This is a genomic window from Acetobacter syzygii (assembly GCF_000964225.1).
In the GTDB taxonomy this organism is placed as follows: domain Bacteria; phylum Pseudomonadota; class Alphaproteobacteria; order Acetobacterales; family Acetobacteraceae; genus Acetobacter; species Acetobacter syzygii.
This window is the reverse complement of sequence record NZ_BAMZ01000027.1, coordinates 188,895-209,805: the sequence shown is the minus strand read 5'-3', so window position 1 is coordinate 209,805 and position 20,911 is coordinate 188,895. Positions and strand designations below refer to the sequence as shown.

The 20,911-nt window shown below is 50.9% G+C and carries 19 protein-coding genes and 1 pseudogene; 13 read left to right on the top strand and 7 right to left on the bottom strand.

The window, feature by feature from the left end:
* A pseudogene (locus Absy_RS10660) lies at positions 1-697 on the top strand (hypothetical protein); the annotation flags it as partial.
* Between the two features lie 44 nt (positions 698-741).
* On the opposite strand, the gene Absy_RS10655 reads toward Absy_RS10660, so the two are convergent.
* Complete coding sequence (locus Absy_RS10655) at positions 742-1,767, bottom strand: AAA family ATPase (RefSeq protein WP_084597127.1); 1,026 nt, start codon at positions 1,765-1,767, stop codon at positions 742-744.
* Between the two features lie 543 nt (positions 1,768-2,310).
* On the opposite strand from Absy_RS10655, the gene Absy_RS10650 reads away from it, so the two are divergent.
* From Absy_RS10650 to Absy_RS10640, 3 genes are read left to right on the top strand one after another with little or no spacing between them, the layout of a single operon-like run.
* On the top strand, positions 2,311-4,704 hold the full coding sequence (locus Absy_RS10650; RefSeq protein WP_048854714.1) for a type I restriction-modification system subunit M: 2,394 nt from the start codon (positions 2,311-2,313) through the stop codon (positions 4,702-4,704).
* The gene (locus Absy_RS10645; RefSeq protein WP_048854713.1) at positions 4,701-5,984 is read left to right on the top strand and encodes a restriction endonuclease subunit S; all 1,284 of its coding nucleotides are present in this window, start codon (positions 4,701-4,703) and stop codon (positions 5,982-5,984) included. Before Absy_RS10650 ends, Absy_RS10645 begins: the two co-directional genes overlap by 4 nt.
* 50 nt (positions 5,985-6,034) lie before the next feature.
* Positions 6,035-9,052, top strand: coding sequence for a type I restriction endonuclease subunit R (locus Absy_RS10640; RefSeq protein WP_048854712.1), 3,018 nt, complete (start codon positions 6,035-6,037; stop codon positions 9,050-9,052).
* Between the two features lie 463 nt (positions 9,053-9,515).
* Here Absy_RS10640 and Absy_RS10635 read toward each other — a convergent pair whose 3' ends face one another.
* On the bottom strand, positions 9,516-10,076 hold the full coding sequence (locus tag Absy_RS10635) for a recombinase family protein (protein WP_245614816.1): 561 nt from the start codon (positions 10,074-10,076) through the stop codon (positions 9,516-9,518).
* A 132-nt stretch (positions 10,077-10,208) separates the two neighbouring features.
* On the opposite strand from Absy_RS10635, the gene Absy_RS10630 reads away from it, so the two are divergent.
* The 4 genes from Absy_RS10630 to Absy_RS10615 all read left to right on the top strand — a co-directional run bounded on the left by Absy_RS10630 (position 10,209) and on the right by Absy_RS10615 (position 11,971).
* Entirely contained in the window at positions 10,209-10,574 is a 366-nt protein-coding gene (locus Absy_RS10630; RefSeq protein WP_143221431.1) for a hypothetical protein, read from the top strand.
* Positions 10,575-10,625: 51 nt separating this feature from the next.
* The gene (locus Absy_RS10625; protein ID WP_146802525.1) at positions 10,626-10,940 is read left to right on the top strand and encodes a hypothetical protein; all 315 of its coding nucleotides are present in this window, start codon (positions 10,626-10,628) and stop codon (positions 10,938-10,940) included.
* Between the two features lie 63 nt (positions 10,941-11,003).
* The gene (locus tag Absy_RS10620) at positions 11,004-11,585 is read left to right on the top strand and encodes a hypothetical protein (RefSeq protein WP_048854709.1); all 582 of its coding nucleotides are present in this window, start codon (positions 11,004-11,006) and stop codon (positions 11,583-11,585) included.
* A gap of 32 nt (positions 11,586-11,617) precedes the next feature.
* Positions 11,618-11,971 (top strand): hypothetical protein, encoded by a 354-nt coding sequence (locus Absy_RS10615; RefSeq protein WP_052945748.1) that lies wholly within the window; start codon positions 11,618-11,620, stop codon positions 11,969-11,971.
* 6 nt (positions 11,972-11,977) lie between these two features.
* Here Absy_RS10615 and Absy_RS10610 read toward each other — a convergent pair whose 3' ends face one another.
* Together Absy_RS10610 and Absy_RS10605 are read right to left on the bottom strand one after the other, a co-directional pair.
* On the bottom strand, positions 11,978-12,235 hold the full coding sequence (locus Absy_RS10610) for a helix-turn-helix domain-containing protein (RefSeq protein WP_048854708.1): 258 nt from the start codon (positions 12,233-12,235) through the stop codon (positions 11,978-11,980).
* 88 nt (positions 12,236-12,323) lie between these two features.
* Positions 12,324-12,899 (bottom strand): recombinase family protein, encoded by a 576-nt coding sequence (locus Absy_RS10605; RefSeq protein WP_048854707.1) that lies wholly within the window; start codon positions 12,897-12,899, stop codon positions 12,324-12,326.
* A gap of 246 nt (positions 12,900-13,145) precedes the next feature.
* Between Absy_RS10605 and Absy_RS10600 the strand changes: the two genes are divergently transcribed.
* Both Absy_RS10600 and Absy_RS10595 read left to right on the top strand, forming a co-directional pair.
* On the top strand, positions 13,146-13,463 hold the full coding sequence (locus tag Absy_RS10600) for a helix-turn-helix transcriptional regulator (RefSeq protein ID WP_084597123.1): 318 nt from the start codon (positions 13,146-13,148) through the stop codon (positions 13,461-13,463).
* A gap of 45 nt (positions 13,464-13,508) precedes the next feature.
* Complete coding sequence (locus Absy_RS10595; protein WP_245614815.1) at positions 13,509-14,834, top strand: Fic family protein; 1,326 nt, start codon at positions 13,509-13,511, stop codon at positions 14,832-14,834.
* Between the two features lie 18 nt (positions 14,835-14,852).
* On the opposite strand, the gene Absy_RS10590 is transcribed toward Absy_RS10595, so the two are convergent.
* Positions 14,853-15,616 (bottom strand): IS5 family transposase gene (locus Absy_RS10590; RefSeq protein ID WP_095351161.1). Its coding sequence is split into 2 segments (ribosomal slippage): positions 14,853-15,283 and positions 15,283-15,616, totalling 765 coding nucleotides; the frame shifts between segments, so codons are not numbered across the junction.
* Positions 15,617-16,088: 472 nt separating this feature from the next.
* Between Absy_RS10590 and Absy_RS10585 the strand changes: the two genes are divergently transcribed.
* Positions 16,089-16,856, top strand: a complete 768-nt coding sequence (locus tag Absy_RS10585) for a glucosaminidase domain-containing protein (protein ID WP_158319856.1) — start codon at positions 16,089-16,091, stop codon at positions 16,854-16,856.
* A 9-nt stretch (positions 16,857-16,865) separates the two neighbouring features.
* Here Absy_RS10585 and Absy_RS10580 read toward each other — a convergent pair whose 3' ends face one another.
* Entirely contained in the window at positions 16,866-17,534 is a 669-nt protein-coding gene (locus Absy_RS10580) for a hypothetical protein (RefSeq protein WP_146802527.1), read from the bottom strand.
* A 280-nt stretch (positions 17,535-17,814) separates the two neighbouring features.
* On the opposite strand from Absy_RS10580, the gene Absy_RS10575 reads away from it, so the two are divergent.
* Together Absy_RS10575 and Absy_RS10570 are read left to right on the top strand one after the other, a co-directional pair.
* Complete coding sequence (locus Absy_RS10575; protein WP_179287807.1) at positions 17,815-18,255, top strand: GIY-YIG nuclease family protein; 441 nt, start codon at positions 17,815-17,817, stop codon at positions 18,253-18,255.
* Between the two features lie 886 nt (positions 18,256-19,141).
* Entirely contained in the window at positions 19,142-19,585 is a 444-nt protein-coding gene (locus Absy_RS10570) for a DUF1493 family protein (protein WP_048854702.1), read from the top strand.
* A 322-nt stretch (positions 19,586-19,907) separates the two neighbouring features.
* Here the strand turns inward: Absy_RS10570 and Absy_RS10565 are convergent, their stop codons facing one another.
* Complete coding sequence (locus tag Absy_RS10565) at positions 19,908-20,798, bottom strand: delta(1)-pyrroline-2-carboxylate reductase family protein (RefSeq protein WP_048854701.1); 891 nt, start codon at positions 20,796-20,798, stop codon at positions 19,908-19,910.
* Positions 20,799-20,911: the final 113 nt, after the last annotated feature.

Genomic DNA, 20,911 nt, shown 5'->3' with positions numbered 1-20,911 from the left:
CCCCCCCCCGCCGAAACCATTGTATCCGCTGATTCTCAGCGCTGAAGAAGCCCGTATCTGCCACCGGATCAGGCGGGCTATTCTGAACCAGCAAGCCATTCTTGACCAGAAAGCCCCGGAAACGGGGTGGGCACCTCTGGACCGGGAAACAACCGTTGCAAAATGGCGGGAAAGTCTCACACCCTATCAGAAACAACTTCACAGCAGCTTTACACGTTACAATCATGCCAAAAAGGAATGGAAACAGGCCACAGAAAGCCAATGGCAGCGGATGACCGGACGGGCAGGAAAACTGGAAAAAATCTACCAGCGGCTTTTGCTCGCATTTCTGGAAGTCCTACGCTTTGTCGTGCAGGCATTGCTGCATGTTGTCGGACTGCGCTCCACACCGCCAGAACCCGTCCGGCCTGTTCTGACGGAGAACGACAGACCAGCCCTTGAAGATTTCCACAAACGGCATGATGCCGAATTTACCGCCATGGCTGATCAGGAAAAACTTGAGGTCTGGCTCTCATACCGCTTTGACAGGCTTGTGCAGGCCAGACAGGAGCGCATCCAGCAATGGGACAAGGCCCACCGACCTGAAAAAGAACAGGCAAAGCAGGAAATCTCCCGCCTTCGTTCAAAACTTGTCATTCTAAAAGAAGTGACGAGAAATATGCCTGCTCCTTCGTCCCAACCGGTTATCGAACATTAACGCGCAGCCAGTTTTTTACAGCCTCACGTGCGAACAAGCCTGTCTCAGCACATGGTCAGAGAGGTCAGTCTTTCCCTGATGAAAAGATCAACCATCATCCGCAGATGGCGCAGGTCACCTCGAAAGTGCTCCTGCAACAAGACTTCCTCGACACCATCAAAAGTGATCCACCTGCGATCCAGCCCCATCTCTGTCAGAATTGCTTCCGCCATCTGACGAGACAATCCAATAGCATGTTTTCTGTCTGGCGACGGCACATGCACAATCTGACACCTGGAGCGAAGAGGAAGCGGTACCCTCTCCAGCACATTGGCAGTCATGACCCAACGCACACGGGACAGATCGACCTCGGCATTCAGACAGATATCACGAAAAGTTCTGGCTTCACCGGGCTCAAGAAACTGGAGCAGTACATTCTTGATGCTACCATTTCGTCCCCCTTCTGGTGATTTGTCGATCTCATCGAGAATGATGCAGGGATTGGCAATCTCATGTCTGGCCATATAATCCACAATGACCGAGGGCTTCGGGTTCGAATAGGTCGGATGCGTACCCGTGAACGCCATTACATCGGACAGAGCCGCGACATTCATGGTCATGCAGGGATAACCCAGCATTTTATGCCAGACACGCGCCAGCGTTGATTTGCCACATCCCGGAGGCCCGACCAGCAGTATGGGACGGAACACGCCAGAGACCCCCAGCGTCATGCGTGTCAAATCAGCCATTGCCAAAGCATGGACTGCCGCCAACGCGTGGGGAAAACGCGCTTGAAGAGCTGCCAAATCAGACCGCACTGTTGCTGGCTGGTGTATCCTGACCGGAAAAGCCAGCTTACGGGCCTGTTCGTAGGGATCGGCTCCCCCATGACGATCCGCACTGACCGCAGGAAAGCTATATCCCTTCTCCAGCAGACGAACATACCCGCCATCCGGGACACCTTCGGCTGACCGCAGGCTTTCGTTTTCGTAGCGTTTTTCCCTCGCTGCCCGCATAAGAGCCGTGCGACGACGAAGAACTTCGGTCAGTGTGGGGCTAAGTTTATCCCTTGTTGAGTGGTTATCAGACATACTGGCACCTTTCAGATAAATTGCCCAAACGTTCCCGCAGGAGCGTCTTATCCGAAGGCTTGCGTGATCTTGTTCACGCGGACTGAGATAATAACGGCATCAAAAAACAAAAATTAAACTCTCAATATCTTCTTTATATGACATATCTTTTGAGAAAAATCAATTCTAAAATCGTTTAATAACCGTCTCCTCCAAAGCAAAATTTTTATGAATAATCATCTTACGGCAATTATCAAGCCACTTTTAAGAGGATTGACCCGCCTGTCTGCTTCACGGTCATCGAACAGACAGGCAGCTAAGGGGTGGAAACCGGTCTGTCCGCTTCGCGTCGCGAGCGCTTGGAAGCAGACATGACCGCCGATCTCGGTGCAGTTCAGTCCTCCACTTCGTCCCCGGGCGACGTGAAGTTAAGTGGGTTTTCTTTTACGCCCAACAGGCGGAGCAGCTGACAACAGAGCCTGTCCCAAGGCTGATTGCATAACCAAGCCCTTAAGAGTAGTCGTCGAAGGGCTATTGCTCTCGCATCAACTTTTGAGGCCCACATTGAACCAGACGTCCCACAGCAGCCTTGTTTCCTTCATCTGGCGCATTGCCGACGATTGCCTCCGCGATGTGTACGTACGGGGCAAGTATCGCGATGTGATCCTACCGATGGTTGTGCTGCGCCGCCTTGACACCCTGCTCGAGCCGACCAAGGACGCCGTTCTTGAAGAGGTCCGGTACCAAAAAGAAGACACTGGCGCGACGGAGTGGGACGATGAGCCGCTCAAGGATGCCTCTGGTTACGTCTTCTTCAACACCAGCCACTGGACCTTAAAGAAGCTGTACAGCACCGCCACCAACAACCAGCAGATCCTCCTAGCCAATATTGAGGATTACCTCGACGGCTTCAGTGACAACGTTAAAGAGATCATCGGTCGCTTCAAACTGTTCGAACAGATGCGCCATATGGCGGATAAGCAGGTGCTTCTGGACGTCATTGAGAAATTCGTCTCCCCCTGGATCAACCTGACCCCGAATGAGATTGAGGATCCGGAAGGCAACACGCTTCCGGGCCTCTCTAATCTGGGTATGGGATACGTCTTTGAGGAACTGATCCGTAAGTTCAACGAAGAGAACAACGAAGAGGCAGGGGAACATTTCACCCCGCGCGAGGTGATCCACCTCATGACGCACCTGGTTTTCGACCCGATAAAGGATCGTCTGCCCCGGATCCTGACGATTTACGATCCGGCTTGCGGGTCGGGCGGCATGCTGACCGAGGCTCAGAACTACATCACGGACGCAGATGGCCCCATCCATGCCCACGGGGACGTTTACCTCTATGGCAAAGAGATCAACGACGAAACCTACGCGATCTGCAAATCCGACATGATGATCAAGGGTAATAACCCTGAAAACATCCGCGTGGGCTCCACCCTCTCCACCGATGAATTCTTCGCCAACCGCTTCGACTTCATGCTATCCAACCCACCCTATGGCAAAAGCTGGAACAGCGAGGTGAAGTACATCAAAGACGGCAAGGACGTCATTGATCCCCGTTTTCAGGTCAAGCTGGCCGACTACTGGGGCAATGTCGAAACGATGGATGCCACCCCGCGCTCATCGGATGGCCAGCTGCTGTTCCTGATGGAAATGATCAGCAAGATGAAACCCACCAGCGCCAGCCTGCTGGGCTCGCGCATCGCGTCGATCCACAACGGCTCCAGCCTGTTCACTGGGGATGCGGGCAGCGGGGAATCCAACATCCGCCGCTTTATCATCGAAAATGATATGCTGGATACCATCATCCAGCTGCCCAACAACCTGTTCTACAACACCGGCATCACCACCTATATCTGGCTCCTGTCCAATGCCAAGCCCGAGGCACGGCGCGGGCGGGTCCAACTGATTGACGCCAACCTCATGTTCCGCAAGCTGCGCAAGAACCTTGGCGACAAGAACTGCGAGTTCTCGGACGAACATATCCAGCAGATCACCGAGGCCTTCCTGAACTTCGCCCCTGTCGAGCGCCAGATCAACGCGGCGGGCGATCCGGAGGGCATCGCCGTGCAAATCTTCGACAACGCGGATTTCGGCTACCACAAAGTCACCATCGAACGCCCGGACCGCCGCCGCGCGGGTTTCAGCGCCGAACGCCTCGCGCCCCTGCGCTTTGACAAGTCCCTGCGCGAGCCCATGGAATGGCTCTATGACGAACACGGGGATCAGGTCTATCAGCCGGGCTTTCTAAAGGAGCAGGCCAAGCAGATTGCCGCGTGGTGTGAGGAAGCCGGGCTAACCCTGAACGCCAAGGCAAAGGCCAAGCTGCTCGACACCAAGTACTGGGTCAAGCTGCGCGACCTGCTGGCCACGGCGACCCAGATCATGGGCGATGTGGGCCTTGAGGAGATCGACGACTTCAACGCCTTCCGCAAGACGGTCAACGCCGCGATCAAGGCGCGCAAGATCAAGCTGGGCGTGACCGAGAAGAACGCCATCCTGAACGCCGTCAGCTGGTACGACGAGACCGCGCAAAAGGTGATCGACAAGAAGCACAAGTTGACCGGCGCAGAGGTTGAGGCGCTGACCACGCATCTGGGCTGTGCGACGGAGGATCTGGCCGATTTCGGCTGGTACCGGCAGAAGGATGGCAGCTACCTGACCTATGAGACTACCGCAGAGCTGCGCGATGCGGAAAGCGTGGCCCTAAAGGATGACATCCATCGCTACTTCCTGGCAGAGGTGAAGCCGCATGTGGAAGAAGCCTGGATCAACCTAGACAGCGTGAAGATCGGTTACGAGATCAGCTTCAACAAGTATTTCTACCGCCACAAGCCGCTGCGCAACCTTGAAGAGGTGACGCAGGACATCCTGGCCTTGGAAGAAAAGGCTGACGGGCTGATTGCCGACATTCTTGGTGTTGAGGTCGCGACCACGCTGGAGCCGGCTGAATGACCATCGCGGCATACCCAAAACATCATAGCTTCAAACCATCCGGCTTCGATTGGGTCGGCGATGTCCCAGAGCATTGGGAGATCGAGAAGCTGGGTTCCATGTTGACGGCGGTTTCAGAGAAGAACCGCCCAGACCTGCCACTCCTGTCAATCACGCGCGAACAAGGCGTTATCGAGCGGGACGTCGAGGATCAGGACAGCAACCACAACTTCATCCCGGATGACCTGAGTGGCTACAAGGTGCTGCGCGAGGGACAATTTGGCATGAACAAGATGAAGGCGTGGCAGGGCTCCTATGGCGTCTCGGCGTATACTGGGATCGTCAGCCCGGCGTACTTCATCTTTGACTTCGCCCGCGAAGTTGACCCGCACTTCTTCAATATCGCTATTCGCAGCAAGTTGTACGTTTCCTACTTCGCTTCGGCCTCGGATGGCGTCCGAGTTGGCCAATGGGACTTGAACCAATCGCGAATGCGGCAAATTCCCATACTGCTCCCCCCACTCCCTGAACAACGCGCCATCGCGGCGTTTCTGGATGGGAAATGCGCGACGATTGACGAGGCGGTGCGGATCAAGGAGGAGCAGATCAGGCTCTTGGCCGAGCGCAGGCAGATCCTGATCCAAGAGGCCGTCACCCGCGGCCTGAACCCCGACGCCCCCATGAAGGACAGCGGCATAGACTGGATCGGCCAGATCCCCGCGCATTGGGAGCAGCGCCATAACAAATTCATCTTCGGCCTCACGAAGAAACTTGTGGGCAAACACGCGCCTGAGTACGATCTTCTCTCACTCACTCTCCGCGGGGTCATCAAGCGCGACATGGAGAACCCCGAGGGCAAGTTCCCCGCCGAATTCGACACATACCAAGAAGTCGCCCCTGGAGATTTCGTGTTCTGTCACTTTGACGTCGAAGAAACACCGAGGTCTGTAGGGCTGTCGCCATTCTTCGGGATGATTACCGGCGCCTACACCGTTTACAGGCCGACAGAGGATGTGAACCCGCGCTTCCTCATGCATTTCTATATCTTCGCCGATACCGGCAAGAAAATGCGTGGAATGTATAAAGGCTTACGCAACACTATTCCCAAAGATAGCTTCGCATCGTTCAAGACGCCATTGCCGCCCCGTGACGAGCAAGATGCGATCGTGGATCATATCGACGACCAGAGTCAAAAGATCGACGCCGCAATTGCAATCAAGCAATCCCAGATCACCGCATTGCGGGAATATAAGACAAGCTTGATCAACGCGGCGGTGACTGGAAAGATCAAGGTATTGTAAGCGCCCGGCCCTCAACGGGGCGGGACAGAACCTCATTTGAAAGCAACGCCATGAATATTGCGGTCAGCAACACCAAGGAAATCGCCCTCGAACAGGCCATCGAGAGACGGCTTTGCGGCGCGAGCTCCGAAGAGCTGGCCGTCGGGGCCACCGCCTCTGGCCCTTTCCGTATCGGCCAGCCCGCTGATTTCGACGCGGCCCTCGCGCTCGACCGTGCGAAGTTCTGGGAGTTCCTCGAAGCCACCCAATCCAAAGACCTCGACAAGCTCAAGCAGCACAACCCCGCCGACTGGCAGGCCAAGATCACCGGCCAGCTCGACAAGCTGATCAAGTCCAAGGGCCTGCTGCATGTCCTGAAAAAGGGCCTGCCCGTCGACAACGCGCATTTCCACCTGATGTATCCCGCTCCGCTGGCCAGTTCGGCGCAAAAGGTCCACGACAACTTCGCCGCCAATATCTGGAGCGTGACGCGGCAGGTCCATCACAGCACCGCCAACCCGAATGAATCGGTGGACATGGTGCTGTTCCTTAACGGGCTGCCGCTGGTGACGCTGGAGCTGAAGAACGCTTGGACCCACCAGAACGCCCGCTACCACGGCCAGAAGCAGTACCGTGAGCGTGATGCAAACCAGACCCTGCTGCGCTTTGGCCGGGTGCTGGTCCACATGACCGCCGACACCGACGAGGTGTGGATGGCGACGAAGCTGGCGGGCACCTCGACCTTCTTCCTGCCGTTCAACAAGGGGCACAACGAGGGCGCGGGCAACCCGCCGAACCCGAATGGTCACAAAACGTCCTACCTGTGGGAAGAGGTTCTGCAACCGGAGAGCCTTGCCGGGATCATCCAGCATTTTGTCCTGCTGGAGGGCAAGAAGACCGACCCGCTGGCGAAGAAGACGCTGATCTTCCCGCGATATCACCAGCTGAATGTGGTCCGAAAGCTGCTGTCCCACGCCGCTCAGACGGGCGTAGGGCATAAATACCTGATCCAGCACTCTGCCGGCTCGGGAAAATCCCACAGCATCACCTGGGCCGCCTACCAGCTGATCGAGACCTATCCGGCGAAGCTAGATCTGTCCGGCACCAAGGCGCTGGACGCCCCGCTGTTCGACAGCGTGATCGTCGTGACCGACCGTCGCCTGCTGGACAAGCAGTTGCGCGACAACATCAAGGATTTCTCCGAGGTCAAGAATATCGTGGCCCCGGCGTTGAAGTCCTCGGACCTGAAGACAGCGCTGGAGAACGGCAAGAAGATCATCATCACAACCATCCAGAAGTTCCCCTTCATCATCGACGGTATAGAGGATTTGGGCGACAAGCGTTTCGCAGTGATCATCGATGAGGCGCACAGCGGCCAGAGCGGCATCGCCAGTGACAAGATGAATCAGGCAATGGGCGGCGACCCAGACGAAGATAACGCGCAGGACAAGATCGTGGCGGCCATGCAGGCCCGCAAGATGCGCGGCAATGCGTCCTACTTTGCCTTCACCGCAACGCCGAAGCCGATCACCCTAGAGAAGTTCGGTGAGCAGCAGCCGGACGGCCGCTTCCGCCCGTTCCACCTGTACAGCATGAAGCAGGCGATCGAGGAGGGCTTCATCCTCGACGTGTTGGCGAATTACACGACCTACAAGGGCTATTACGAGATCCAGAAGTCCATTGAGGACAATCCCCTGTTCGACACATCCAAGGCGCAGAAGAAGCTACGCGCCTATGTTGAGCGGAGCCAGCAGACGATCAACACCAAGGCCGAGATCATGGTCGAGAATTTCATCGACAAGGTGGTCAACCCCAAGAAATTGCGCGGCAAAGGCAAAGGGATGATCGTAACCCAAAATATCGAGGTGGCGATCCGCTACTACAAGGCCGTACAGGCAGAGCTTGCCAAACGCGGTAACCCGTTCAAGGCGCTAATCGCCTTCTCGGGCGAGAAGGAGGTCGATGGGGTCAAGTACACCGAGAGCGAGATGAATGGCGTACCTGAGGACAAGACCCGCAGCGAGTTTGACAAGGATGAATTCCGCCTGCTGATCGTTGCAAACAAGTATCTCACCGGTTTCGATCAGCCGAAGCTCTGTGCGATGTACGTCGACAAAAAGCTACAGTCGGTTCTGGCAGTCCAGGCCCTGTCCCGTTTGAACCGGTCCTCCCCCAAGCTAGGCAAACGGACCGAGGATTTGTTCGTTCTCGACTTCTTCAACTCAATCGAGGACATCAAGGCTGCCTTCGACCCGTTCTTCACGGTGACGACCCTATCCGAGGCGACGGACGTGAACGTCTTACACGAGTTGAAAGCAGCCTTGGATGATGTCGGCGTCTACGAATGGTCAGAGGTAGAGGAATTTTGCAAAAGGTTCTTTGACGGCGAAGATTCCGAGAAACTCAGCCCCTCGATTGACGTGGCTGCCGAACGTTTCAACACCGGCCTGGAACTGGAAGACCCGGAGAAGATCGACTTCAAGATCAAAGCGAAGCAGTTCGTGAAGATCTACGGCCAGATGGCTGCAATCATGCCGTTCGAGGTGGAGGCTTGGGAGAAGCTCTTCTGGTTCCTGAAGTTTCTGGTCCCGAAGCTAAACATCAAAGACCCGAATCAGGATGCGTTGGATGAACTTCTCGAGGCCGTTGACCTTTCGTCATATGGGTTAGAGCGGACAAAACTAAACCAGACCATCGACCTGGACACTTCAGAAGCAGAGCTAGATCCACAGAACCCTACCCCCCGCGGCTATCGCGAAGGAGAGGTGCAGGAAGACCCGTTGGAAGAGATCATCCGCAGCTTCAACGAACGTTGGTTCCAAGGCTGGAGCGCCACCCCGGAAGAACAACGGATCAAGTTTCTGAACATTGTTGAAAGTGTTCAGGCCCACCCCGATTTTGAGAAGAAATTTGATGAAAATTCTGATCCCTACAGCCGTAACTTGGCATTTGAAAAAATTATGAAAGAAGTCATGCTAAAACGCCGGAAAGAGGAGTTGGAACTCTACAAGCTTCACAACCAGGACGAGGCGTTCAGATCTGCACTATACCTAAGCGTCAAGGAGGCGCTGACAAAGAGCCTGCGCTGACAATGGACTGAAGCGTACCTGCCCAGACTTCGGCGACGATGAATTCGTCCAATGAACTCGAATTGACCTCCTCCACTGATTGTCCCTCGATCATAATTAGGGTCTGCCAGTTTGATATTGTTGGTCGGCAGATTGATCGAATGACAAGCACGTCTGGCTCTGTGCCTTTAGGCCACTTGCGGCACAGGCCCCCCGTCATTTTAGGCTCAAAGGACTGAACCACCCCGGGATTGTCGGTTACCAATTCGTGCAAGCTTTGAGCCATGTCCGCTTCGGAGAAGCCCGCGGCTGCACATTGACGTCCGAGAAGTAGGCGTGAGCCGACATTAAACAATCACCCCCAACGCAACCGACATGCTCTCAACAACGTTTAGTGTCCGAAAAACGGTCGTTTCTGGAAGCTTGTCAAGCTGCCTCGAACAGACGACGTCGCTACTGTCCCGAAAACCTGCTTTTTGGCACGCTATACCCTGCACTGGACCGTGCGCCAGACCGTGCTCCGACTGACCCGAAAAATTTTTGCAATTTCTGCCAGTGACCTCCCGGCTTCCTTCAACTCACAGACATGCTTTTTTTGACGGGACGTCAGGATAGGGCATCTCCCCAGTCGTTTTCCGGCCTGACGCGCGGCTTCCAAGCCTGCTCGCGTCCGCTCCCGGATAATCTCCCGCTCAAACTGGGCAAAGCCTGCAAGGATGGTCAAAAAGAGCTGACCATTGGGCGTGCCCGTCTCAATCCCAATATTCAGTATTCGCACACGAACACCGTTCTCTGTAAGGCTCCTGACCAGCCCCATGACATCGACGGTATCACGTCCAAGCCGATCCAGACGTGCCACTACCATACTATCCCCCTGCCCCAGCCTGTTCAGTAGACCAGAAAGTCCAGGACGCTCTACCGCAGGTATCCGACCTGAAACAGTATCGGTGATGATCTCCTCAAGTCCCTCTCGCCTCAACTCAAGAAGCTGAGGATCATGGCTCTGTTCATCCGTTGAAATACGAGCGTAACCATAACGCGCCATCGTTTGTGCCTCCTTATGTAAACGGGACACGTTTTTGAGACGCCATTTCAATCCATTCGTGCTTCGGAAGTATTCTGTCCCAAAAACGACGGATTTTGACACCGATATCATGTAACTTCTTGGTTCAGAAAAATGCTCGAAAGTTCTCCTTCTCGTCTCTTACACATAACTCTTCTGGCTTTACCTCTTATGCTCTCCGCCTGTTCCGGTGGAGCGCCCAGTCAGGGCGAAATGGCTCAACTCGAAGCCGATCTACTCAGCCAGCCCAGTGGCTTCAACATGTTATTTGGCGGCAATCGTCGACAGGCCAGAGTAGATGTCGAAGCCATTAAAATTGTTAAGCAAAGCTGTGAAGCTCTGAAAAATTTCGATTCAGCTTTCGATTGCACCGTCAGCTTCACTCTTAATGATGAGCCTCATGAAAATACCCTACGGGTCATACATCATGAGGATGGCAAGTGGAGCCTCGCACATGAGCAGCCTGCACCGTCTCTTTAAACTCCCGAACGATAATCCTGATTTTAAATTCCACGGCTCAGAGATCATGTGATGTCGCTATATTATCCATCAAAACCAAAGTCTTCTTTATTTATATTGATACCTTTCCTTTTCCTGTCCGCCTGTGGAGACGAAGAACCTTCAATAAAAGAAATTGAAACAGTTCTTAGTCAGGAATTTCAAAATGACGCTCAACAGGGAACAAACGAACAGCCACCCAATAAAATCAGTGTTCTCGAAAGAAAATGCAGAAAAGGCAATGTCGCTTACATCTGCCATTTGAAAATTCAACAAGGTAATTTTGTAGATAATGCTGAGTTAAGATTTGCAAAAAACAACGGTAAATGGATTAGAGTTCCAGAATAGAAATTCTTATTTTAATCCACAGGGTTCCATCAAATAAACATTTGATCCTTAGTGAGGAATATCATGAAATTCACCATTGATGGTTCTCCAGTATGGTTTCATGGAATTAGCGGCGATGTTTACAGCCTCCAGAAATGGACATCCACCAGCTTAAAATCCGATGGTGGCGGTGGTTATATCCATCCTGTCTATGGCGGACAAATTAATGCCCCGCAGATCAGATCGTCTACAGAACAACATCAGAATTTCTGGATTGTATCACCGAGCGGTCATGAGCGGGAAATGAGCGATGCGAACATCCGATGTCGTGAAGGACAACGAGTCACCCTGATCTGGGGTGCATCAGAAGGCGTGGAAGACGGGAAATATCTTCTTTTCTATAATCATAATACGGACAGTCTCACATTTTATGATGATGCATTTAATGGGAAAAGTAGCTTTAAAGACCTGAATGCATCAGCATCAGAGTCACATATGAGTATAATCATATGGACATTAGCCATTCCCACTCTTGGCATAAGCCTCCTGTTTTTCATACCGTTAATCATTAAAATGGCAAGACGACTTGCTCCGATCACTCAGAAATACAGACTGTTCACGCAGGAACTTCTTAAAAATCCTGATTTCATTTCCTCCATATCATGACAATAAAACAAGTCTTGTAGGGAATTGCAGTTATGGAAAAGCGCTTTTTTTCATTGTTTTTTCTAATCATATCATTAGACCCTCTGCAATCCTTGGCGCAGACCAGCGGACAAGTCACACCCTATGCCCGCCCTCACGGATGTATTGCTGATGGCGCTGCGGGAGCCGTGGCAGGTCACTTCATGCGTTCTGGTCACGCAGTCATGGGGGCAATGGCAGGCTGTGCCTATGGCGCATGGCAACGCCACAAATGGAAAAAGGAGATAAAAGAATATGATAGCCAGCAACGCACGGTTATCATGCCTTCCATTACCGCTGGGCAGCATTCTAGGAGCCAGAACTATCTCCCAGCAGGAAGCCAGTTCCATCCGTCACATGATCCATAATCCGTCTTACTGGCTTGCTTTAATGTCCAATAATTTGGCAAAAACGTCTTCCGGTATCTTCTGGCGAACCTGTTCCCACGCCTGCAATTCCACAGAAGATACTCCTAAAAGACCAGCAAAGGCTTCCTGAGAAAGACCTAACCCTGCCCTGGCCATCCGTAGCTTTCGCCCTTTATGCGCCATCATAAGCCCCGCTTTGGATACGGGTCTGTCTTCTGGATCGTTGGGATCAGCAGGCAGGGCGATTTCCTTGTCATCTGTCATAGCTTGCCAATAACCTGTTACAAACAAATATTCATGACCTGAAACAGACATAACCCACAATATGACACTTAATAAAATAATAAACTATTCAGATCATATTTTGAAAACACTGTCCCCTGACAACACGATGGACTGTTGATTTACTGACTTTAAAAATTGCGGCAATCTCTCGCAAAGACATACCATTTTCCGATAAATCACGAATATGGCTTTGCTGTCGCTTTGTCAGGCAGTCTGGACGGCCGAGTTTTTTTCCTGACGCCCGGATTGCAGCCAGCCCGGCGCGTGTTCGCTCCCGGATCAATTCACGTTCAAATTCTGCAATCGCCATGAGAATTGTTAAGAACATGCGGCCATTGGGAGTACCGGTTTCTGCGCCAATATTCAGTATTCGCACCCTAATACCCTCTTCATCCAATATCCGCAGCAGATTCAGGACATCCACAGTATCCCGCCCAAGGCGGTCAAGCCGTGCAATCACAAGGCTATCACCCCGTTTCAGTTTGCCCAGAAGTTCCGAAAGCTGAGGACGAACACGGGCCGGGACGGAGCCTGAAATCACCTCTGTGACAATTGTTTCCACCCCTTCACTCTGAAGCGCGAAAATCTGGGGATCATTCACCTGTGCGTCAGTTGAAACCCTTGCATATCCATAACGTGCCATATGGCTGCTTTCGACAATGACCCAACAGGCACACCTGAACGGTATGCCTGAGAGCGTCATCTATCATTATCATCGTTTCGTGTAAACATATTTGGTTCCATACGATATTATTTATGTATATTATTGAGGTGTATTCCTTAAAATCCGGAACAGAACTTGCCGGAGGTTTCTCACTCAAATTGCCATTTTTGCGCAGCATGGTAGTAAATACGAAGGCACCACCGTATTTTCCGAAGGTTCGTTTTCATGTCCATTCTGCTGGCTTCGCAGTGTCGTGCTGCCCGTGCCATGCTTGGCCTTTCCCAGAAAGACCTGGCGCAGCTCGCTGAAGTGGGTTCCAGAACACTGGCTGACTTTGAGACCGGCACACGCTCGCCCCATCACAGAACACTCAAAGCAATCCGGCATACACTGGAGACAGCAGGCATCCTCTTTATTGGTGAGGAAGGCAATCTGGGGCCGGGCGTCAGGCTCAACAGCAATGAACACCCAGCGCTGATGTCAGATATGGAACAGCATGCCCCTGAGCTTCGGCACGAACTCAGCCCCGGCGCTTTCCAGTGACCATATAGTTCATTCTCTGCTTATTCCACATGCCCAACCAATATAATGCACGGCATCATCCTGCCTTCACCTTTGACAGAAAGCTTAAATAAAGTACGTGGCGATAGGCATAAAATTAGGCTTGCGATAAAAACCTTAAATATGGGATCATACTACCCTCCCATGTTTAAGGTTTTCACCGTGAACCGTCAGGATTTAATGGGGGGCATCAGAGAGTGTCTGACCCGTCTGCCTCCCCCTTACGAGAGCCATTATGGCGTCGTCCCACCTGCTCCACCTGAAAGCGGAGTGTATCTGGACGACATCACAGCCCTGCACTCCCAGGCGATGGTTGCTCTGGGGCAAATTGCAGAATGGGCACGGGCGTCAACTGATCCCTATCTCATTAGCAGAACCCTCCGCAGCAGGGAGGCCGTCAGCAGTTCTGCAATGGAAGGCACCCACAGCACCCTGGATGAACTCCTGATCGTTGACGAAGATGACGAACAGGCCACGCAGGAAACGCGTCAGGTCAGGGATTATGCGTTGGCCCTTGAAAAATTCCTGCCTCTGGCCGCTGCATCCGGTAGAACCGTTTTCACACTCGACACCGTGCTGGCGCTGCATCGGGAAGTCATGAAGCACGATACATCCTATATCGGCACTCCCGGCGCATTACGGACGACCGTTGTCTGGATTGGTGGCAGCAGACATAACATCGCCTATTCCACCTACAACCCGCCGCCACCTGATCTTGTGCCCCAGTGTCTGCAAAACACACTGGACTATATGACGGGGGATGGCATGCAGATGATGACGCAGTCACTCATCACGCGAGTTGCTATCGCCCATGCCCATTTCGAAGCTGTCCACCCATTCAGGGACGGCAATGGACGGGTCGGCAGACTTTTAATCCCGATGATGCTGGCAGCGGAAAAAGAGCCACCTCTCTATCTCTCTTCCTACATTGAAGCGTACAAACAGGACTATTACGACGCGTTGAAACAGGCGCAGCAGAAACTGAACTGGCTCCCCCTGATTGCCTTCATGTCACAGGCCATTATTGGGACTGTGCAAGAATTCAAAGCTGTCAGGAAGGCGACCGAAACGCTGAAGGCGGAATGGCTGGGCAGACGCTCCTACAGAAAGAACTCCGCAGCCCTAAGAGCACTGGATGTTCTAATTGATAGTCCGGTTATTACAGCGACACGACTAGGGAAAACTCTAAACATTTCTGCTCCTGCAACCAAGAGTGCGCTAGAACAGTTACAGGCCGCTGGCATTCTGGTAGAACGCACTGGATATGCCAGAAACCGGATATTTTCTGCACCCGAAGTCATGGCGATCATCAACAGACCATTCGGGGAAAGAGAACTGGATTCACCGGCATAAACAGGCTAGGCTTAGGACTCATTCTTTGAGGTAGAAGATGACGCTTGCGGCAATATGGATTGCGGACATGAAGGTATGAGCGCACCGGTCATATCGGGTTGCAACACGTCGCCAGTCCTTCAGCTTTGCGAACATGTTTTCGATGAGGTGGCGCTTCTTATACAGATGCCAGTCGTAAGATGGCTTTGATTTCCTGTTTTTCTTTGGCGGAATACAGGTGATGATGTTCCGGCCTGCGAGAGACTGTCTGATTTTATTGCTGTCGTATCCCCGATCACCGATGACTTCCTCTGTCTCATCCGGTAGGTCGGCCAGCAGCACATCAGCACCTTTGAAATCACTGACCTGTCCAGCAGTCAGATGAAGGCGGACAGGTCGGCCCTGATCATCGCACACGGCATGAAGTTTTGAATTCAGGCCTCCTTTTGTCCGTCCGATATGGCGGAGAAAAGCCCCTTTTTGAGCAGGGACGCCGATGTCCGGTGTGCCTTGAGGTGTGTTGCATCAATCATCAGACGCTTCGAATGGCCAGCCTGTTCTGTCAGGGCGACAAAGATCCTGTCAAAAACACCCAGGCGGCTCCACCGAATAAAGCGGTTGTATAAAGTCTTGTGCGGACCATACGCTTTCGGAGCGTCTTTCCACTGAAGACCGTTACGGATCACATAAACGATCCCGCTCAGAACACGCCGGTCATCCACGCGTGGCACTCCGTGCACCAGAGAAAAAAACGGCTCAATTCGCTTCATCTGCCTCTCAGACAGCATAAACACATCACTCACAAATCCACCCTCCATCGGTAAGCCTGTGAATCACAACCTCTCGCTCAGTTCAATAATTTAATAGGTCCTGAGCCTACAAAGCTGTCGCTTTGGAATACAGGTCACAGTTCGCTTCAAAAAACTCTTTCTTATGTCGCCTAGCGTAGTACAAAAAATGAAGAGATTATCCTAAACAAGTGTTTGCGAAGGGGGTTACAGGAGAAACCCTTAAAACATAATATTGATATTGCGCGCAAATGTTGATACAAAAAGAGAACAATGGGTTTGTTACAGCCATTACAAGAATAGTGACACAAATTCCACTAACAGGCTGCTTTATAACAGATCTATTTTTGTTCATCTGCCATAATAAGAAAATATGACATTCATCCTTTTAAGTAATTTGAGGGTGTTTTTTAGATTTTGGCGGATCATTCCATGTTTTTTAAACCTTTGAGCCTCTATGTCTGCATGGCATAGGGATGGAGCTATCATGTCTTTATCCAGACCCGTTAGAATTACTGCCTCTGTTGGTAAAGGTGGCACAAATCGGCGAGATGATGTTCGTGCCATTCAGGAACTGCTTAACAGCAACCTTCCGAAATATACCCCTCGTCTGCGTGTCGATGGTCTTTGTGGATTTCGTACTTTTGAGGCTATCCGTAAAATTCAACAAAATCTTGTTGGCATGTCTTCACCTGATGGCCGAATTGATCCGCGCGGCCCGACCTGGCGCCTGCTTAATGAGTCGAAATTATCGAGCAGTGTGAACAGAGTTACAACATTATCAGGGGTAAACGCCAAATCCTCTATTGCCAATTCATCGATTCCAACCACTGTTATTCAGGCAGCTCAAGCAGCACAAAGAAAATGGAAGGTACCTGCATCCGTCACGATAGCCCAGTGGATGCTGGAAAGTGGTTCTGGGAAAAGGATGCCTTCCCATTCCCATAATCCCTTTGGGATAAAGGCGGGACGTGGCCAGAGTTTTGTCATGGCCGGAACACATGAAGAAACCAAAGATCATAAGCTGGTTGCGATCATGGCACCATTCCGGGTTTTTTCCTCCATGAATGAAGCCTTCGATCAGCATGGCCGTTTACTGGCGACACACCCGGCCTATAAACTGGCACGGCAGCATACGGGTGACCCTGATGCTTACGCAAATGCTTTGACTTACCATTATGCTACAAAATCTGGCTATGGAACACTTCTTATCTCATATATGAAAAAATATGATCTTTATAAATATAACAAATGAACAATATTTTTATTTACCCTTGTCGTTTAAAAAACATTTTGCAATACTCTCAACGACTTTCTGATATTCTACGTGCCTCGAACTCGGATATGTTATTTCAAAAGAAATAAATTGATCATCTCTTTGTATTATTTTCGCATAAAATTCTTTTTTTTGACCATCATCTCCCGAAAACACGGCCCATTTTTTTTTGATTACTTTGTAAGTTACTTCCCCTTCCGAGCCTTTTAGGGCGGAAATTGCTTGCTCCACTGCCTCAGAAAGAGAAGCCTCTAACTCGTCTTTTCCATGAGCAAATCCTGAAATATTATTCCATCCAAAGACCGCCAATTCACCACCATCGGAGGCGAGAAATCTTTGTCCGTCACTATTATCAGATTCGCCTTGTGGCTTTAACAGTCGGGAAGGGTAGCAAATCTGATATTGGAAACGGACATTGGCGTAAATTTCCCATCCATCATTCTCCTGTCTGGGTGAGGCGGATGCCAGATCAGGCATATACAGGAACAAGGCACACAGAGGCAGGAGAAATGTCTTTTGTTTAAAATAGATCACATTTTTTCCAATAGTGCTGTAAATGGAAGACGGAACATCAAACATGATAGCCGATATCGAAATCCTGCTCCATGAGATTTCTTTCCAATCTGATATCCGCGCTGCAGTAATTGCGATCGGCATTATTAAAGCGGTATGAATGTGCTCATCGTGAACTGTCCGCTATCAGCAAGACGTCATTACTCACTCCATGTCGCTTATGAGGGCGAAAACTGCCCGTCTTTTTCTACCTTTTATGCCGGTCAATCAATGTTTAGGTCGCTGACACAGAGAGCCATCGCATTCAGGGCTATGAAGCAACGCTTTCTGTCGGGGATAAAACCTAATAGTTTGTGGCCCGGACGATCTGCCGCACACCGATAATGTCCTTTATCGAGGGTATAAAGGCCTCTAAGGTTGCTGGATGAATCAGGCTTTGTCGTCTTGCTTATCAGGACATGCCGATCAGCTTCTCGCTGGCGGCTTTGTGCATATCGGGGTGTGGCTGTCCGATGAGGGTGGGCAAATGGCATTCCAAGGGGCTAATCCTGTACCAGATGAGCCGGGCGTTTACGCGTATGCTGTCGGACAGGAAGTTCTTTATGTCGGTTCGGCGCAGCGTGGTCTGCGCAGGCGAATTCGACACTATGCAAGTTCAAAAAACCTGCCAACAGCCAGTCGCATCCGAGAGAAGGTTCTGGAAACTCTTTCTAGCGTCACGAACATCGATATTTATGTGATTGTGCTTGAAAAACCCCTCACGCTGCATGGCATATTGCCCGTTGATCCCGTGGCCGGTTTAGAAGAAGGGCTGATTCAGGCCATCAAGCCGAAGTGGAATCGTCGTGGAAGAGGAGCGAGATGACTTTGATGAGCCACTCCGGGATTGACGGAGACTAGTCCCCACACACCATGAGCCACGTCCGCTTCGAGGAAACACGAGGTTGCACTCCGGCGTCTCGGATGAGGGCGACTACCGCCTGTCTGCTCTCTTATCATTAAGCAGACAAGCAGCTTAGGGGGAGAGTAGAAGGGCCGGCTCTGGAACAGCTGGCGCGAACCCACGACATCAACTCACAATCGGGATAAAGCCATTAGCTATGGGCAACACCGCCACCATACCGTTGAGCAACAAACGGATCTCTGGTGGGACAGGCCCAGCAGCCACGCACCCACCAATCTCCCCAAAAACCGATTTCGAAACACGGGAGAAATAAACTGATAAGACTTTTTGTTAACAGAACACAATCATGCAGAATCAATGATTTTTTAGTAACAAACATTAATTCATCACAAATACACCATCAAGAATAAAAATAATCGGAAACATCTATACATATGGGATACATAAAAATCTTACACCAGTAGAGCTATTTGTTTATATCGCAATCGATGAAATAGGGAAAGGCCTTGGAATTCATGATGTCGACGCAATAACTGCTATCTTTCTCGGTCAAAACAACATAGCAGTTCGAGGTAAATTTAAGGGAGCTACAAAAGGGACTTCCGTTGCATCGATTATAGCATGAAGCGCTTTCCCCTATGAAATAAAATATAGAATTCTTCCTGCATTTACTGGGGTTCCATTGATAAACTGCAAGTGCATGCTTACCAAAAAAATTGGTGTTTTTATTGGACGATCTGTACCTTATGTAGGTACTGCTATTACCTTTTAAGACGTATCGAAAATTGTTTATAATACTGTTCAGCAGTATAATCGCCTGGTTAAACCTGAAGACAGGATTTTTTAAATGCATATTATCTCAGAAAAATTCAAGAATTTCTTAATATCCGAAGAAAAAATTTCTGAAAATGAAATTCAACTGTCAACAAGAATTGTAGAAGATCTTGGTCTGGATGGAATTGATGCTCATTACTTCATAGAGGCCTATGCAGAAACGTTCTCAATCGAGGTTGGGGATTTTGATTTTTATCGATATTTTAATGATGAAACACCAGTTTTATTAATTATCCCTGCTATCCTCTTTCTTTTTTTTCGATTTCTGATCTGGCAACTTTTTCTGGGCAAAGCAGTCAGCCTGACAACAGCGCCAGTCACATTAGCCATGCTCCAACAAGCAATAGACGATGGTGTCTGGAATTGCGCACGCATTGAATCTCTTGCTGGCACACAGGTTTATCCACCCCCTCCAAAAAAACCAGGATGGTTTTGGCGCATTCGTAACAGGACATGAACTGGCATAATTTATAATTATCGCATTCAATCTGACATGCGAATAAAGGAAACTCCACGAATTTATTGGTCCCGTGGGGTTCTCAGAGCGCTGTATGGTTGCAGGAGAACACTATCAACGACACTTGCACAAGACACTTTGGCCTCATCGCAGAATCGAATTCTATTGACAAAAAATCGTGTCAGTTTGTTTTTTCCTGTGTTTCAAATCCGGTTTTTGAGGAAATTAGTGGATACGTGGATATCATCTCACCATGACCAACCGTAATGTCGCAGACGCTATCCTGTCCGATTGCGCGTTGGATAAAGACCTGCTCCACGAATTATTGTAGAGATTGCATCGCAAGTCTGCATGCGGCTAAATCCCATGCGGCACAGCCGACACTTTTGAAAAAGACTGGCTGGTTTTGAGCGGGTCTTTTCAGAAAAAAATCGGCAAGAGCACCGATGTCTGACCATTTTTTTCCAGCCTGCAGAATGTCCCCTGCCTCATGGGGAGCACCAATGGGATCATCGACAACACAGAGACTATTCAGGACAATCTTGGGGCCTATCTCAATCATATCCGGGCGGTATGCCCCAACGCCAATGACCAGTGTGTTTGGCGAAGCTTCTTGATTAAACAGGATTTCTCGGCTGCTGGTAACAGAAATAACGGCATCATAGTGGTCTGCCGAATTACTCTCGGCTCTGACGCAAAGGGCATGATAGCGGTTGTCAATTAGTGACTGGACACGCCCTGCATTCCTGCCTCGTATTGTGACGGAAAGGCCCGGATAAAGCTCATTCAGCGCTTCAAGATGAACACGCGCCTGCGCGCCAGTCCCAATAAGCAGAACATGCTCAAGGCGCGTTGGACGAAAACATGACAGGCCGAGCATTGAAATCGCGGCCGTACGCCGCTCGGTTGCGGTAATACCGTCCATAGCGAATAGAAAACGTCCATCCCTAGCATCGAGACACGTAACCTGCCCCTGAAGCGTCGGTAAAGCTGTATTCTCAGGGAAAATGCTCAATAGCTTATGGGTGATAAGGTCCGGCCCACAAGCCACCATCGACAGCACTGTTCCGGTGCGATCGGTAGACGGCACCACAAGACGTTCCGGACAGATGATAACTTTGTCGCGGTACTCCTCAATGGCCGTCCTGAGTTCTGCAATCAGCGGTTGGAAAGGGAGAATCTGTCGTGTCTCGTTGGCGGAAAGAAAGCTCATGGAAACTCCAGAAGAACGTCAGGAGATCAGAATACTGCCTGAGGTTCAATTCGCATAGCCAAGACATGACGGCTGCTACGCTGTAGACGACAGAGAATTAACGGTTGAGCGGT

Coding starts and splice junctions, on each gene's coding strand:
- Absy_RS10620 (WP_048854709.1), top strand. CDS start 11,004: ATGAAATTCACCATTGATGGTTCTCCAGTATGGTTTCATGGAATTAGC.
- Absy_RS10615 (WP_052945748.1), top strand. CDS start 11,618: ATGGAAAAGCGCTTTTTTTCATTGTTTTTTCTAATCATATCATTAGAC.
- Absy_RS10575 (WP_179287807.1), top strand. CDS start 17,815: ATGAATCAGGCTTTGTCGTCTTGCTTATCAGGACATGCCGATCAGCTT.
- Absy_RS10585 (WP_158319856.1), top strand. CDS start 16,089: ATGTCTTTATCCAGACCCGTTAGAATTACTGCCTCTGTTGGTAAAGGT.
- Absy_RS10595 (WP_245614815.1), top strand. CDS start 13,509: ATGCACGGCATCATCCTGCCTTCACCTTTGACAGAAAGCTTAAATAAA.
- Absy_RS10600 (WP_084597123.1), top strand. CDS start 13,146: ATGTCCATTCTGCTGGCTTCGCAGTGTCGTGCTGCCCGTGCCATGCTT.
- Absy_RS10570 (WP_048854702.1), top strand. CDS start 19,142: ATGCATATTATCTCAGAAAAATTCAAGAATTTCTTAATATCCGAAGAA.
- Absy_RS10655 (WP_084597127.1), bottom strand. CDS start 1,767: ATGTCTGATAACCACTCAACAAGGGATAAACTTAGCCCCACACTGACC.
- Absy_RS10565 (WP_048854701.1), bottom strand. CDS start 20,798: ATGAGCTTTCTTTCCGCCAACGAGACACGACAGATTCTCCCTTTCCAA.
- Absy_RS10625 (WP_146802525.1), top strand. CDS start 10,626: ATGTCGCTATATTATCCATCAAAACCAAAGTCTTCTTTATTTATATTG.
- Absy_RS10640 (WP_048854712.1), top strand. CDS start 6,035: ATGAATATTGCGGTCAGCAACACCAAGGAAATCGCCCTCGAACAGGCC.
- Absy_RS10580 (WP_146802527.1), bottom strand. CDS start 17,534: ATGCCGATCGCAATTACTGCAGCGCGGATATCAGATTGGAAAGAAATC.
- Absy_RS10645 (WP_048854713.1), top strand. CDS start 4,701: ATGACCATCGCGGCATACCCAAAACATCATAGCTTCAAACCATCCGGC.
- Absy_RS10630 (WP_143221431.1), top strand. CDS start 10,209: ATGCTCGAAAGTTCTCCTTCTCGTCTCTTACACATAACTCTTCTGGCT.
- Absy_RS10605 (WP_048854707.1), bottom strand. CDS start 12,899: ATGGCACGTTATGGATATGCAAGGGTTTCAACTGACGCACAGGTGAAT.
- Absy_RS10635 (WP_245614816.1), bottom strand. CDS start 10,076: ATGGCGCGTTATGGTTACGCTCGTATTTCAACGGATGAACAGAGCCAT.
- Absy_RS10610 (WP_048854708.1), bottom strand. CDS start 12,235: ATGACAGATGACAAGGAAATCGCCCTGCCTGCTGATCCCAACGATCCA.